Raw genomic sequence first — 14586 nt, 5'->3', positions numbered from 1 at the left:
GCCCGGCAGTGATGGCGGGTGAGCCCGCTCAAATTGGAATGAAGCGCTCAGGTGGTTGGTGCAGATTGATGTCGGCATCGTAAAGCAAGTTGACCAGCTCGACGATCATGATCGCCGATAACCCCCAGATCTTGTATTCGCCAAACCGGTAGCTGGGCACGTACCAACTGTGCCCCTGGTAATCGATACGGTGGGTGTGATCACGCGGGTCCTGGCGAAAGAACTCCAGCGGCACGGTGAACACCGCGGCGATTTCAGCATCATTGGCCTGGTACTCGACATAGTCGGGTATCAGGCCGACAAAAGGCGTGACCTTCAACCCATGCAACGAGATCAGCGGGCTCAACGGACCGATGATTTCCACCAAGCCTGGCGGCAGACCGATTTCCTCTTCGGCTTCGCGCAGGGCAGTGAACACCAGATCAGGATCTTCCGGATCACGTCGTCCGCCGGGAAAGGCAACTTCACCGCCATGGGTCGACAAGCCCTTGGCGCGCAGAGTCAATACCAGCTCAGGTGCTTCGCTACGGGTAATGGGCAATAACACTGCGGCCTCGGGAAAACGGCGATCGGTTTCCAGGGTGCTCGGCGTATGACTGCTCACGCGGCGAAGTAGCTCGTCCAGCATTGCTCTCTCTCGATTCCAAAGCCTGACCGGCATGATGCACCAAAGCCGCGAGCCGCCCAAGCCCCGAGGTGAACCGGCTTGCAGCCGCGGTGAAAGTCGCGCCAAGATAAGCACAACCTATAGGAATAAAAGCATGAAATTCTGCAGCGCGTGCGGCAATCCGGTGATTCAGCGTATTCCCGAGGGCGATACACGCCTGCGCTTTGTCTGCGATCATTGCCAGACCATCCATTACCAGAATCCCAATATCGTCGCTGGCGTGCTGCCGACCTGGGGCAGTCAGGTCCTGTTGTGTCGCCGGGCCATCGAGCCGCGCCGGGGTTACTGGACCCTGCCAGCGGGTTTCATGGAGAACGGTGAGACCCTGGAACAGGCCGCCCGTCGCGAAACCGTCGAGGAAGCCTGTGCCCGGGTCGGGCAGATGAGCCTGTACCAGCTGTTCGACTTGCCGCACATTAACCAGGTGCATGTGTTCTTTCGCGCTGAACTTGCCGACCTGGACTTCGCCGTCGGCGTCGAAAGCCTGGAAGTGCGACTTTTCGATGAAAGTGAAATCCCGTGGGACGAGCTGGCTTTCCGGACCATCAGCCGTACCCTAGAATGCTATTATCGTGACCGCATCGAGCAGCGCTACCCGATTGGCAACGAATGCCTGCCGCCCTTGCTCGCCTCGTCACTCAACACCTAGTTTTCAGGGATATCGTTTCATGCGCTGGTTGTTTGCTCTTTTCTGCCTCAGTGTGGCTTCGGTGTCCCAGGCAGCGTTTACCGAAACCATCGTGACCAAGCCTATTGAAAAGGTCGCGCCCTTGCCGCTCCAGCTCAAATCCGAGCATTCGGTGCTCATCGACAAGATCCTGGTACTCAAATCGGAACGGCGCCTGCAACTGATCAGCGCCGGCGCCCCGCTGAAAACCTATCGCATCTCTTTGGGCAAACAGCCCAAGGGGCCGAAGCTGCGCGAGGGCGACAAGCGCACGCCTGAAGGGTTCTACTGGATCGACTGGCGCAAGGAGAGTGAGCGCTACAACCTGGCCATGCACGTGTCCTACCCGAACATCAGCGATTCGGCACGGGCCCGGCGTGAAGGCGTACCGCCCGGCGGCATGATCATGATCCACGGCACGCCGCTGGACGAAGAGTACCCCGAAGAGGTGTTCCACACCCTGGACTGGACCGAAGGCTGCATTGCCATGACCAACCGCGATATGCGCGAGGTGTGGAACATGGTGCCCGACGGCACGATGATCGAAATTCGCCCCTGAGGGCGTCTTGCGATAGCGCCCGAACAGGCACAAAAAAACCGCGACCGATGCTCATCGGTCGCGGTTTTTTTTAGCCCTCAGAAGTCAGCGAGTTGCCAGACCTCATAAGCCGGTGTTTCGTAAGGATGACTGTGCTTGAGCGCAGCAACCACCGCCTGTATCAGCTCATCGGCCACCACCAACTCTACCCGCCACTCTTCGACCTGTTCGACCACGCCGCGCTGCCCGATAAACGGCTGACTGCCGTCCAACGGGCGGAACTGACCCTGGCCCAACACCTGCCAGGCACAGCAGTCGTAGTGACCGATGCGTCCGCCGCCTGCGGCGAACACAGCAGTCTTGACCACCTCCACATGGCTGGGCGGGACGAAGAAGGCGAGCTTGTACACCCTTAGTTCACCCAGACCCGCGCGTTGCGGAACATGCGCATCCACGCTGCGTCTTCGTTCCAGTCATCCGGACGCCAGGAGTTCTGCACGGCACGGAAGACCCGCTCAGGGTGCGGCATCATGATGGTGACGCGACCGTCACGGCTGGTGAGGCCGGTGATCCCGCGCGGCGAGCCGTTCGGGTTGGCCGGGTAGGTTTCAGTGACCTTGCCATGGTTGTCGACAAAGCGTAGTGCCACGCATCCGGACAGATCCGCTTCGAGCAGCGCTTCCTCGCTTTCGAACTCGGCATGACCTTCACCGTGAGCAATGGCGATCGGCATGCGCGAACCGGCCATGCCCTGCAGGAAGATCGAATTCGACTCCTGGACCTGGACCATGGCCACACGGGCTTCGAACTGCTCGGAGCGGTTACGCACGAAGTGCGGCCACAATTCGGTGCCCGGGATCAGCTCATGCAGGTTGGACATCATCTGGCAACCGTTGCACACACCCAGGGTAAAGCTGTCGTTGCGCTCGAAGAAGCCCTGGAAGGCATCACGGGCACGGCTGTTGAACAGCGCCGACTTGGCCCAGCCTTCACCGGCGCCCAGTACGTCACCGTAGGAGAAGCCACCGCAGGCTACCAGCCCCTTGAACTCGTTGAGATCGACACGACCGGCAAGGATATCGCTCATGTGCACGTCGATAGCGTTGAAGCCGGCACGGTCGAAGGCAGCTGCCATCTCGACCTGACCGTTGACGCCCTGCTCACGCAATACCGCCACCTGAGGACGGACGCCCTTCTTGATGTACGGTGCGGCGATGTCCTGGTTGACATCGAAGCCGAGCTTGACGCTCAGGCCCGGGTTGTCTTCTTCGAGCAGGCCGTCGAACTCCTGATCGGCGCAGTCGGCGTTGTCACGCAGGCGCTGGATCTGGTAGCTGGTTTCAGCCCACTGACGTTGCAGCAGGCGACGGTCGCCCTTGAACAGCTCTTCCCCCAGGTGCTGGATCACAACTTCGCTGTTGTTGACCGGCTGGCCGATCACCGCGACGCAGTCTTCACCCAGGCCGGCAGCACTGAACTGGGCCAACACATCCGGAGTAGCATCCTGACGCACCTGGATCACCGCACCCAACTCTTCGTTGAAGAGGATGGCGGCGATCTTTTCACCCTTGCTGGTCAGGGTGTCCAGTTCCAGGTGCAAGCCGCAATGACCGGCAAAGGCCATTTCCAGCGCAGTGACCAGCAGGCCACCGTCGGAACGGTCGTGGTAGGCCAGCAGGTGGCCATCGGCGTTCAGACCCTGGATCACGGCGAAGAAGGCTTTCAGGTCTTCGGCGTCGTCGACATCCGGTGCCTGGCTGCCCAGCTTGCCGTGGGTCTGGGCGAGGATCGAGGCGCCCATGCGGTTCTGGCCGCGGCCGAGGTCGATCAGGATCAGATCGGTCTCGCCCTTGTCCATGCGCAGTTCAGGGGTCAGGGTCTCGCGGATGTCGGTGACCGGGGCGAAACCGGTGACGATCAGCGACAGCGGCGAGGTCACGGTTTTCTCGCGACCTTGCTCTTCCCAACGGGTCTTCATGGACATGGAGTCCTTGCCCACCGGAATGGTCAGACCCAGTTCAGGACACAGTTCCATGCCGACGGCCTTGACGGTGTCGTACAGGCGCGCGTCTTCACCCGGGTGACCGGCTGCGGACATCCAGTTGGCCGACAGTTTGATGTCGGAGAGTTTTTCAATACGCGAGGCGGCCATGTTGGTCAGCGTCTCGCCGATCGCCATGCGCCCCGAAGCCGGAGAGTCGAGCAGGGCCAGCGGTGTGCGCTCGCCCATGGCCATGGCTTCACCGGTGTAGACGTCAAAGCTGGTGGCGGTGACCGCGACGTCGGCCACTGGCACCTGCCATGGGCCAACCATCTGGTCGCGGGCAACCAGGCCGGTAATGGTGCGGTCGCCGATGGTGATCAGGAAGCTCTTGCTGGCCACGGCCGGGTGACGCAGAACGCGCTCGACCGAGTCCTTCAGCTCGAGGGTGCTTGGGTCAAAGTCATCGCCCAGCTCCGCTTCGCGGGTGACCGAACGGTGCATGCGCGGTGGCTTGCCCAACAGCACGTCGAGCGGCATGTCTACCGGAGTGTTGCCGAAGTGGCTGTCGGTAACGGTCAGGTGCGGCTCTTCGGTGGCCTCGCCAACGACCGCGAACGGGCAGCGCTCGCGTTCACAGATGGCCTTGAAGCGCTCAAAGTCGCCAGCGCTCACCGCCAGGACATAACGTTCCTGGGATTCGTTGCTCCAGATCTCGTGCGGGGCCATGCCCGGCTCGTCGTTGGGCACGTTGCGCAGTTCGAAGCGGCCACCGCGGCCACCGTCGTTGACCAGCTCAGGGAAGGCGTTGGAAATGCCGCCCGCGCCGACGTCATGGATGAAGGCGATCGGGTTGTTGTCACCCAGCTGCCAGCAGCGGTCGATGACCTCCTGGCAGCGGCGTTCCATTTCCGGGTTCTCGCGCTGCACCGAGGCGAAGTCCAGGTCGGCGGAGCTGGCACCCGTATCGACGGACGAAGCCGCGCCGCCGCCCAGGCCGATCAGCATGGCCGGGCCACCGAGCACGATCAGCTTGGCGCCGACGGTGATCTCGCCCTTCTTCACGTGGTCTTCACGGATGTTGCCCATACCGCCGGCGAGCATGATCGGCTTGTGGTAGCCGCGCACTTCTTCGCCATGCGGGGTGTTGATCGACTGCTCGAAGGTACGGAAGTAACCGGTCAGCGCCGGACGGCCGAACTCGTTGTTGAACGCCGCGCCACCCAGCGGGCCTTCAATCATGATGTCCAGCGCGGTGACGATACGCTCAGGCTTGCCGTAGGCCTTCTCCCATGGCTGTTCGAAGCCCGGAATCTGCAGGTTGGAAACGGTAAAGCCGGTCAGGCCCGCTTTTGGCTTGGCGCCGCGGCCGGTGGCGCCCTCGTCGCGGATTTCGCCACCGGAACCGGTGGAGGCACCGGAGAACGGCGAGATGGCGGTCGGGTGGTTGTGGGTCTCGACCTTCATCAAAATGTGCACCGGCTCCTGCACTGCGCCGTACTGGCGGGTTTCAGGATTCGGGAAGAAGCGTCCGGCCACGGAACCAACGATCACCGAGGCGTTGTCCTTGTAAGCGGACAACACGCCTTCGCTGTGCATCTGGTAGGTGTTCTTGATCATGCCGAACAGGCTTTTATCCTGGCTTTCGCCATCGATATCCCAGCTGGCATTGAAGATCTTGTGGCGGCAGTGTTCGGAGTTGGCCTGGGCGAACATCATCAGTTCGATGTCGTGCGGATTGCGCTTGAGGCCCTGGAAACTGGTCACCAGGTAGTCGATCTCATCGTCGGCCAGGGCCAGGCCCAGCTCAACGTTGGCCTTTTCCAGCGCGGCACGGCCACCACCGAGAATGTCGACAGCAGTCAGCGGCTTGGGCTGGGCGTGGCTGAACAGGCCGGCGGCATCGATCAGCTCACTCAGGACGATCTGGGTCATGCGGTCGTGCAGCACGTCGGCGACGTTGGCGGCATCGGCTTCGCTCAGCTCGCCGCTGACATAGAAGGCGATACCGCGCTCCAGGCGCTGGATATTCTCCAGGCCGCAGTTGTGGGCGATGTCACTGGCCTTGCTCGACCAAGGCGAGATGGTGCCGAATCGTGGCATTACCAGGAACAGGCGACCGGTCGGTTCCTGTACCGGTACGCTCGGGCCGTACTTGAGCAGGCGCGCGAGCACTTGCTGTTGCTCGGCAGTCAGATCGCCGTCAACCTCGGCGAAATGAGCGAATTCAGCGTACAAACCACTAACAGCGGGGACTTTCTGGCTCAATTGCTCGAGTAATTTACCGTGGCGAAAGGCAGAAAGGGCAGGAGCGCCGCGCAGGATCAACATCGTCGGGACAGCCTCAGGAAGGGGGTGTGCTTAGAGGCCGTGCATTCTAGCCTAAATCCGTCGCTTCCGGCACCCGAAACACAGCATTCTGACGCGGCCGCGTGTCGGCGAAACAAACCGGACTCAAGGGTCAAAAAAAGATTTGTCCGCGTCAGCCCACCACGGCCTAGCGCAAAGCGTGCTAGCAGACAAGCAAACCGTTGTCGAGATATGGCGGGACCAGTCCTTTGCGTATACTGCAACCTATGTTTGCCCAAACTGCTTTGCGCCAGCGCTGCGCCAGATGGCTCATCGCGACCGGACTCTTCCTGATGCTCGGTGCCTGTGTTGAAAAACCCAGCACCCTTGAGCGCGTCAAGGAGGACGGTGTACTGCGCGTGATCACCCGCAACAGCCCTGCCACCTACTTCGAGGATCGCAACGGTGAAACCGGCTTCGAATACGAGCTGGTCAAGCGTTTTGCCGATGACCTCGGGGTGGAACTGAAAATCGAGACAGCCGACAACCTCGACGAGTTGTACGACCAGCTCGGCAAGCCATCGGGACCGGTAGTGGCGGCTGCTGGCCTGGTCAGTAGCGAGCGGCGCAAGTCACAGGTACGTTTTTCCCATCCCTACCTGGAAGTGACCCCACAGATCATCTACCGCAACGGTCGCTCGCGGCCGACCGATGCCAAGGACCTGGTCGGCAAGAAGATCATGGTGCTCAAGGGCAGCACCCATGCCGAACAGCTGGCGGAGCTGAAAAAGCAGTATCCGGCGCTCGAATACGAAGAGTCTGACGCTGTAGAAGTGGTCGACCTGCTGCGCATGGTCGATGAAGGTCAGATCGATCTGACCCTGGTCGATTCCAATGAGCTGGCGATGAACCAGGTCTACTTTCCCAAGGTGCGAGTTGCCTTCGACCTGGGCGACTCGCGCGACCAGCGTTGGGCGGTGGCTGCCGGCGACGACAACAGCCTGCTCAACGAGATCAACGAATTTCTCGACAAGGTGCAGAAGAACGGCACCTTGCAGCGCTTGAAAGACCGCTACTACGGCCATGTCGATGTACTCGGTTATGTCGGCGCCTACACCTTTGCCCAGCACCTGCAGCAACGTTTGCCGCGTTATGAGAAGCACTTCAAGGTGTCGGCCAAGAAAGAGCAGGTCGACTGGCGCTTGCTGGCTGCCATCGGCTATCAGGAGTCCATGTGGCAGGCTGAAGTCACCTCCAAGACCGGCGTGCGCGGCCTGATGATGCTGACCCAGCGCACCGCCCAGGCCATGGGCGTGTCCAACCGACTGGATCCGGTGCAGAGCATTCGTGGCGGGGCCAAGTACTTCATGTACGTAAAATCCCAGCTGGACGACTCGATTAAGGAGCCAGACCGCACCTGGTTTGCCCTGGCGGCCTACAACGTCGGCGGCGGTCACCTGGACGATGCACGCAAACTGGCCAAGCGCGAAGGTCTGAACCCGAACAAATGGCTGGATGTTAAGAAAATGCTGCCACGCCTGTCGCAGAAACAGTGGTACAGCAAGACCCGTTACGGTTATGCCCGAGGCGGCGAACCGGTGCACTTTGTGGCCAACATCCGCCGTTACTACGACATCCTCACCTGGGTGACCCAGCCACAGCTGGAGGGCAGTCAGGTGGCCGATGGCAGCCTGCATGTACCGGGCGTCGACAAGACCAAACCGACCGAGCAGACGCCGCCGCTGTGAAGCTGCACAACCCTTGGTTCAGACGAACCTGCGTGGGATTTATCCGCGAAGGACTGCGTAGCAGTCCCTGCCTCCGGAGCCGCGCTGCAACCCTTCGCGGATGAATCCGCTTCCACAGGTCAGGCCTTGGCCCGACGCGCCTTGAAGAACTCGGAAAGAATCGCCCCACACTCCTCGGCCAGCACCCCGCCTTCGAACAACACCCGATGGTTGAGAAAGCCCTGGGTAAAAAACTGCCCCTGACTCTGCACAACGCCCGCCTTGGGCTCCAACGCGCCGTACACCACCCGCGCAATGCGCGAATGCACGATCAGTCCGGCGCACATGCTGCAGGGCTCCAGCGTCACGTACAGGGTGCTGCCAGGCAGACGGTAGTTGCTCGCGGCCTGGGCGGCGGCACGGATGGCGACCATTTCGGCATGGGCACTGGGATCACTGCCGCTGATCGGGCAGTTGAAGCCCCGACCAATGACCTGACCATGCTGCACCAGCACCGCCCCCACCGGCACCTCACCCATGGCCGCACCTTGCGCCGCCAGCTCCAGCGCCTGACGCATGAATTCCTGGTCGCGGCTGCGATCAATGATCTGCGGCTGACGCATCAGGCGACCTCGATCGCGGCCATCAGGCCGGTTTCCATATGGTCGATCACATGGCAATGGAACATCCAGACCCCCGGATTATCGGCCACCAACGCCACCTGAGCACTCTCGTTCTTGCCCAGCAGGTAAGTATCGGTGAAGTACTGCTCCGGGAATTTGTGGCGGTTCGAACTGAGCACCTTGAAACTCATGCCATGCAGATGGATCGGGTGCTGGTACTGGGTCATGTTCTTGAGCTCGAAAATATAGCTCTTGCCCTTCTTCAAGGTGGCAATCGGTCGGTCGGCACAAGTCTTGTCAGTGATGTCCCAGGCCTGACCATTGATCTGCCACAGGCTTGGCGGCTTGCCATTCTCGGTGTTGACCGAAACCGAGCCCACCCACTCGAAATTGAAGTTGAGCTTCTCGGCATTGGCCAGGTCCGGCTCGGCCACCGGGTTGGCCGGCAACGCCGGCGGCCACTCGCCTGGCGCTTCACTGCTGGCCACCGAATACAGGGTCCCCAGGCGCACCGAGCCGTCGCGCAACGACAGCTCTTCACCGGCCGGCGGCATCTTGATTGCCAGACAGATGCGCATGCCAGGGCCAAGCCAGTAATCCTTGCCCAACGGCCGCGGGGTGATCGGGTTGCCATCGAGGGCGTAAATCCGCGCCTCGAAGTTACCCTTCAGGTTGATGCGGTAGGTCAGCGTGTTATCCAGATTGAGCAGGCGCACCCGGACAATTTGCCCCGCCGGCATGTCCACGACCGCACTAGCTTGGCCATTGATGGTGATCAAGCGCCCGGCAGTACCACCACGGGCGGCTTCACGGGGGATGCTGAACGGCAGGTAGGCGCCTTGCTCGTCCACATGCCAGTTTTTCAGGCTCAGGGTGCGTTCATGCTTGAAGCCGGTGGGTTCACGCTCCTCAACAATCAGCGGACCGACCAGGCCTTTTCCAAGCTCTTCGGAACTGTTCACATGAGGGTGATACCAGTAGCTACCGGCATCCGGCACGCGGAACTTGTAGTCGAAATACTCGCCTGGCAAAACCGGTAGCTGTGAGACGTAGGGCACCCCGTCCATCTCCAGCGGCAGGCGGATACCGTGCCAGTGAATGGTGGTGGCCACCGGCAGGTGGTTGATAAAGCGCACGCGCAACCACTCACCCTGACGCACCCGCAGCTCGGTGCCCGGCGCTGATGGACCAAAGGCCCAGGCCTCGGTCTTGTGCCCCGAGACCAGCTCCACATCCAGCGGCGCGGCAATCAGCTCGTAGTCGTGCCCGGCGTTCGGGTCACTGCGCCCCAGCCAGTAACGGGATGCGCCACCGGCACCCAGACCGATTGCCACCAGGCCGGTCAGGCCACCGAGTATTTGTCGCCGGGTAAAGGACATGCAGCAGGTACCTCGTAATGCCAGGAACAACCTGCCGGCACCTTGTCAGGTGCCGACGATGAAGGGCGAATACGATACACCTGCAATTGCGAAAGATTAAGTGAAGTGTTGCCGCAGGCAAGCGCCCTGCGCGTCATCAGAAACTTACGACCGACCGCACAGGACACGAACGTCAACCGCCAAAGCGAAAGCTTCTACAATTACCCCACCAACTGGTTCGTGGGCAACATGCCCAGCCGCTGCCAAGATGCACAAGCTCAAACCGCTATCGAACGATTGGTCGCTGGTTGAACTGCCGACGCCGCGATAGGCCGTTGCATGCCTGGGCAAAACTGATTTCCGTCTTTCCAACAACAGCAACAAACGAAGAGGAAATACCATGCACCGGATCTCGCTTCGCCTTGCCAGCATCCTGGTCTTCCTGTTGTTTGCCCAGTTTTCGATGGCGGCGGACAAAGACAAGACGCTGGAGGTCATCAACGCCTACATGAGCGCCTGGAACAAACACGACCCCGATGCCGCGGCACAGTATTTTGCCGAAAACGGAGAGTTTCTCGACGCGTCCGTAGGCGTGCCTAAGGTCGGCCGGGAAGCCGCCAGGGTCGAAGTCATCAAGCTGTTTATCGATGCGGTGCCTGACCTGAAATGGCAGATGATTGGCCAACCGATCATCGACGGCGACAACATCGCCTTCGAGTGGCAGTTTGACGGGCACAACACCGGTGCCTGGGCGCCCGAGACTCCCGCGACCAACAAGCCGTTGTCGTTCAAGGGTGTCAGTTTCATCAAGCTGAAGGACGGCAAGATCGCATCGCAGCATGACTACTATGATGCATTGTCGTTCAACAAGCAGTTGGGTTGGTAATTGCGTCTAGCAGTCGCAAAACAGCCGGAGCCCAAGGGCTCCGGCGCAACACAAAAAAGACAGATCAAGAGGCTTTGACTTCCTTGCTCACCAGTTTCATCCGCTCTTCGAGTTTTTGTACAACTTCTTTTTTCACTCTGCATGCGGTCAATGCCTGCGCTGCGGCTTTTAGCGTATTGCTAATGCTCGTCAGCGCTTCCTTGCCGGTATCAACGCCGACTGCATCGCAGAACTTATTGACATAATTATTGTAATCGATATGCCCCAAGGTCTCGGCGACGGCATCGGCTTGTTTGGAGAATAGTTTCTCCAGCTCCCGCCTGGCTTCGTCGTACTTGGCTTTCTGCACAATAATACGCGGTGCATCCTTACTGACATCCAGGCACTTTACGTCAGCGATATTCGCCATGAACAGCGCAACTTTCGCGTGAGCAGCCACCAACCGGTCGGGCAGTTTGGCGACAACTTCCCGCAAGGTATCATTGGCAAGGCGGCTGTAGTTACCACCATCGAAGGTGAGCACGCGCCCCACATCGTCCTCAAAAAAATCCTGCGCCAACAATTCCTCTTGCTTCTGTAGCGGCGGCTGCACCCGAACTTTCAATGGATTCGAGACTATGTCCTCGTCGCCCCTGTGCAGACAAATTTGTACCAGATAATTTCCAGGTTCGGCGATTTGCCAGCCTCCACGACCGGCAGCCACGAACAGTGACTCGTAGATGGACTCGCGACTCTTTAACACTATCTGCCCCGGCTTACGCAGATAGTGAGCGTAGGACAAGCGTGCCTTGGCGGTTTGACCGGCACGCTTGATGATGACGGTCATGGCCTCGCTATTGGTGAGCAAATCGTCAGGTAGCAACTTCGGTTGATCGGAAACATTGGTCAACTTCAATTCAAGCATAACCGGTTCAAGGAACTCAAAGCGGGCCTGCTCTTTATTTACCCTGATCTCTAGGCGCAACGAGGGTTCGGCCGATATTTCCGCTTGCTCGAAGCCGTGATCGTCAAACCAATCCGCATTGCCCATTTGCACATACTGCTGGGGCACGTGGCGCAGGAACAACAACTCGCTGTCGCTGAATCGGTATTCAAAATCGGAGAAGAACGCCGTTTGTCCACCGGACACATTGTAGGGGTAGTTCATGAAACTGCGCGCTTCGGGTTCATTGGCCAGTGGAATCCAGGGGCCTTTACCGCCAATCACTAGGGATTTTTGCCAGGAATGTGCCAGGTTGAACGCATGCCCCATTTCATGCACGGCAGTCCAGAAGCGCATGCGGTTAACCCAGGCGCCCGGAGCCGCGTCACCGGCCGGCGCTTGTGAGATGAAGGAGTCGTAGAACAAGGCCGTACCCTGGCGGTGATTGGGGCCAATGTCGTCAAACATTATGCCGCCCAGACTGGGCCCCATATCGTGCCGATTGGCAAAAAACGTCCACAGGCTCCATTGCGGTTTGTCGGCGAATTTTGACCAATAGGTTTGCATGGCGTTGTGCATTTCCATGTCGCTCCAGCTGGCGTTGCTGCCCGCGCTGGCCAGCGGAATGTCATTGCCTGGCAAGCGGGTGGTCTTAAACCCGACCCGACGAAACACCGTGTCAATCGAGAGACTTTCGGTCGGAATGGATGCTGGCCTGTTCGGGTGTGCATCCGTGTCGATCGAAGTGACTGCCGAAATGCCCTGCGTGCGGTCGAACTCAAACTCGACATCGTGGTAATAGGCCGAGTGAAAGCGAAACGCGCGGATACGGACTGGCGCGCCACCGCCGCTATACTTGGCTGTGATACGGCGCTGATGGTTATGCAGGCTGTTCGATACGGTGATTTCTATATTGGTCTGGGGCAAGAACGCAAGGTGTCCCTCCTTGAACCAAATATGACCACTCCAACTAAAACGGCCACTGCGCTTTAATTTGGCAATCCAATGAGTGCGGCCAAAAAAGGAGCGCGTGATAGTGCCGCTGGCCGTCATTTGTGGGTAGGGGCCGTCTACGTCAAGCCTTAACTCCTCGTGTGTTTTTATGCCCGCTAACATGGCCTCGGTACCGCCATCATAGAGGTCTGGTTCTGGGTATTCCTGTTCAAGCTCCTGACCCTGATAAGCACTTTGAACACTTTGCTCGAGGTGCGGTACAAAGGGTAATTTTCGGTCAGTACTCAGTTTGTAAAGGCCACTGACTGAAATAGCGGATACCGGCCAGTGTATGGCACCTGGCATCATGGCTTCGGATCCGCTGGCGTAGATTCCTTCTTGACTGCCCTCGTGCGGAGTTAACTTTTGCATGTTGATATCTCCTTTGCAAGGTTAAGGAATGCACAGTCTGAATGGTAATATCACGCATACATGAATGGCGCATTTGACGTCTTCGAAACAATCAAACCTTCAGCATCCAATGAAACGCCAAGATACGTATCGTCGTGAATAGTCAGAGACAGCGTTTGGGGCTTGTCACTGCGATCAGGAAATAGAAAACTCAGGATAACCAATCCTCCGGCCACCCTTGTGGAAAATGATGCGGCGAGCCCGATCTGAGTACGAGTGGAAAGATTCTCTTGCTGAAAAAGCAAACGTCCAGCAATGTTCACAACGATCCTCTCTTTCGAAAAGCCATCCTGTAGATCTATCGTTAAATTGGCCATCAATAGTTTTCCGCTTGAATGCACGCTACGGATTGATTGAACAGCTTGTCAACTACCACCTGAAAAACGTCGTTGAATCACACAACAAATGCGGTCTTAGAACCATTGAAACAGTGCGCCATAAGAGTAGACAAGACGCAAACTACCTGCAAACTTATCTTTAGTGTGTTTTGCGATTAGAGAAATTCTGAAAAGTCATAGTTTCTGCGGCACAGCGATTATCGACTCTACCGCGTGGCCTAGCGCGAGGCCTACTCCCAATAGCATAGGGGGTTCGACCTTTTATCAACGATAAGGCGCGCTAACCCAGTATTATTTAAGTTTGTTTTATTAGGGATATCAGTCGCCAGTCGCCAGAGGACGGCTGGCGGCGTAAACCTTAACGGGTGTCCAACGCTCCAACAGTTCCAGCAAGGAAGCCGGACCAGATAAAGTCCAGTACCGGCGGCTCATTCTCGAATGCCGACCTCAAATCAATCGCCACGATTCAGCCCCCCATTCCTGGGTGTCGAGCTTGGGTGCATGACGACTTACGCACTGCGATCCATTCCTCCACGTTCTCATGGGTAATCTCTGCCAACTTCTGATTGCCGAATTTCGGCTTCAGCTCACGTTCGTAAACCGAGCGGCGCATGTCACGGGCTTTCTCTTTGGCAGGCGACTTACCAGCCGCAACCATTTTTTCGCCTCGCCCAAGCGTTCTCGGGCTTTCGCAAGAGTGATACCGCCAACACCGTACCAGCCGAACGTAATAATTTCCTGCCGCCCGTTGATGGGATCGTAGTTGTAGCGAAACGAGATCGACCCTGCGGCGGTGACGGCCACGTAAAGGCCGTCTCGGTCGTTCACTTTGTAGAGCTTCTCTTTCGGCTTGAGGTTGCGCAGCTTGGTATCGGTCAGCATGGCGTTCGCAGATTCCACGTCAAAAATACCATGCTCAGAAATCCACCTACTTTCTTATGAGAAACTAATATAAATCAGTAGGTTGATTAAGTTCGACACCATGACCTTCTCGGTATAGGCAACATGGTATCAAGCACCGAACATGGCATCGGGTCCGGTCAATACCTTCAACGATGCCACAAAAAAGGTTTTTCACGGAATCCTGGGGACTATGATCCTTGGGTTGGGTTGGGTTGGGTTGGGATGGGATGGGATGGGATGGGATGGGTGTAGTGGTCTAATTTCCCCGGACACCTCGATAGGT

At 58.5% G+C, this 14586-nt stretch carries 11 protein-coding genes and 2 pseudogenes; 4 read left to right on the top strand and 9 right to left on the bottom strand.

What is annotated here, in order from left to right; all coding sequences use genetic code 11:
• Positions 1-28 precede the first annotated feature (28 nt).
• Entirely contained in the window at positions 29-628 is a 600-nt protein-coding gene (locus ACRESH_RS05550; RefSeq protein ID WP_431741018.1) for a CoA pyrophosphatase, read from the bottom strand.
• A gap of 133 nt (positions 629-761) precedes the next feature.
• Here ACRESH_RS05550 and ACRESH_RS05545 point away from each other — a divergent pair, with 133 nt between their 5' ends.
• Together ACRESH_RS05545 and ACRESH_RS05540 are read left to right on the top strand one after the other, a co-directional pair.
• Positions 762-1316 (top strand): NUDIX hydrolase, encoded by a 555-nt coding sequence (locus ACRESH_RS05545; protein ID WP_431741017.1) that lies wholly within the window; start codon positions 762-764, stop codon positions 1314-1316.
• A gap of 19 nt (positions 1317-1335) precedes the next feature.
• Complete coding sequence (locus tag ACRESH_RS05540) at positions 1336-1893, top strand: L,D-transpeptidase family protein (RefSeq protein ID WP_431741016.1); 558 nt, start codon at positions 1336-1338, stop codon at positions 1891-1893.
• Positions 1894-1970: 77 nt separating this feature from the next.
• Here ACRESH_RS05540 and ACRESH_RS05535 read toward each other — a convergent pair whose 3' ends face one another.
• Both ACRESH_RS05535 and purL read right to left on the bottom strand, forming a co-directional pair.
• Positions 1971-2282 (bottom strand): NGG1p interacting factor NIF3, encoded by a 312-nt coding sequence (locus ACRESH_RS05535; RefSeq protein WP_431741119.1) that lies wholly within the window; start codon positions 2280-2282, stop codon positions 1971-1973.
• A 2-nt stretch (positions 2283-2284) separates the two neighbouring features.
• Positions 2285-6184, bottom strand: coding sequence for a phosphoribosylformylglycinamidine synthase (purL, locus tag ACRESH_RS05530; RefSeq protein ID WP_431741015.1), 3900 nt, complete (start codon positions 6182-6184; stop codon positions 2285-2287).
• Positions 6185-6429: 245 nt separating this feature from the next.
• On the opposite strand from purL, the gene mltF reads away from it, so the two are divergent.
• Positions 6430-7890 (top strand): membrane-bound lytic murein transglycosylase MltF, encoded by a 1461-nt coding sequence (gene mltF, locus ACRESH_RS05525; protein WP_431741014.1) that lies wholly within the window; start codon positions 6430-6432, stop codon positions 7888-7890.
• Positions 7891-8009: 119 nt separating this feature from the next.
• Here mltF and tadA read toward each other — a convergent pair whose 3' ends face one another.
• Both tadA and ACRESH_RS05515 read right to left on the bottom strand, forming a co-directional pair.
• Positions 8010-8492, bottom strand: coding sequence for a tRNA adenosine(34) deaminase TadA (gene tadA / locus ACRESH_RS05520; protein WP_431741013.1), 483 nt, complete (start codon positions 8490-8492; stop codon positions 8010-8012).
• Entirely contained in the window at positions 8492-9871 is a 1380-nt protein-coding gene (locus ACRESH_RS05515; protein WP_431741012.1) for a multicopper oxidase family protein, read from the bottom strand. Before ACRESH_RS05515 ends, tadA begins: the two co-directional genes overlap by 1 nt.
• Positions 9872-10250: 379 nt before the next feature.
• On the opposite strand from ACRESH_RS05515, the gene ACRESH_RS05510 reads away from it, so the two are divergent.
• Complete coding sequence (locus ACRESH_RS05510; protein WP_431741011.1) at positions 10251-10736, top strand: ester cyclase; 486 nt, start codon at positions 10251-10253, stop codon at positions 10734-10736.
• A 64-nt stretch (positions 10737-10800) separates the two neighbouring features.
• Here ACRESH_RS05510 and ACRESH_RS05505 read toward each other — a convergent pair whose 3' ends face one another.
• From ACRESH_RS05505 to ACRESH_RS05490, 4 genes and pseudogenes are all read right to left on the bottom strand, one after another.
• On the bottom strand, positions 10801-13023 hold the full coding sequence (locus tag ACRESH_RS05505; protein WP_431741010.1) for a hypothetical protein: 2223 nt from the start codon (positions 13021-13023) through the stop codon (positions 10801-10803).
• Between the two features lie 50 nt (positions 13024-13073).
• The gene (locus tag ACRESH_RS05500) at positions 13074-13379 is read right to left on the bottom strand and encodes a hypothetical protein (RefSeq protein ID WP_431741009.1); all 306 of its coding nucleotides are present in this window, start codon (positions 13377-13379) and stop codon (positions 13074-13076) included.
• A gap of 391 nt (positions 13380-13770) precedes the next feature.
• A pseudogene (locus tag ACRESH_RS05495) lies at positions 13771-13863 on the bottom strand (replication protein A); the annotation flags it as partial.
• 69 nt (positions 13864-13932) lie between these two features.
• Positions 13933-14282, bottom strand: a pseudogene (locus ACRESH_RS05490) (Arm DNA-binding domain-containing protein); the annotation flags it as partial.
• Positions 14283-14586: the final 304 nt, after the last annotated feature.

The organism is Pseudomonas sp. (genome assembly GCF_050739775.1).
Lineage (GTDB): Bacteria > Pseudomonadota > Gammaproteobacteria > Pseudomonadales > Pseudomonadaceae > Aquipseudomonas.
Note: the sequence above shows the minus strand (reverse complement) of the source record. Positions and strands in the feature narration are given on the sequence as shown.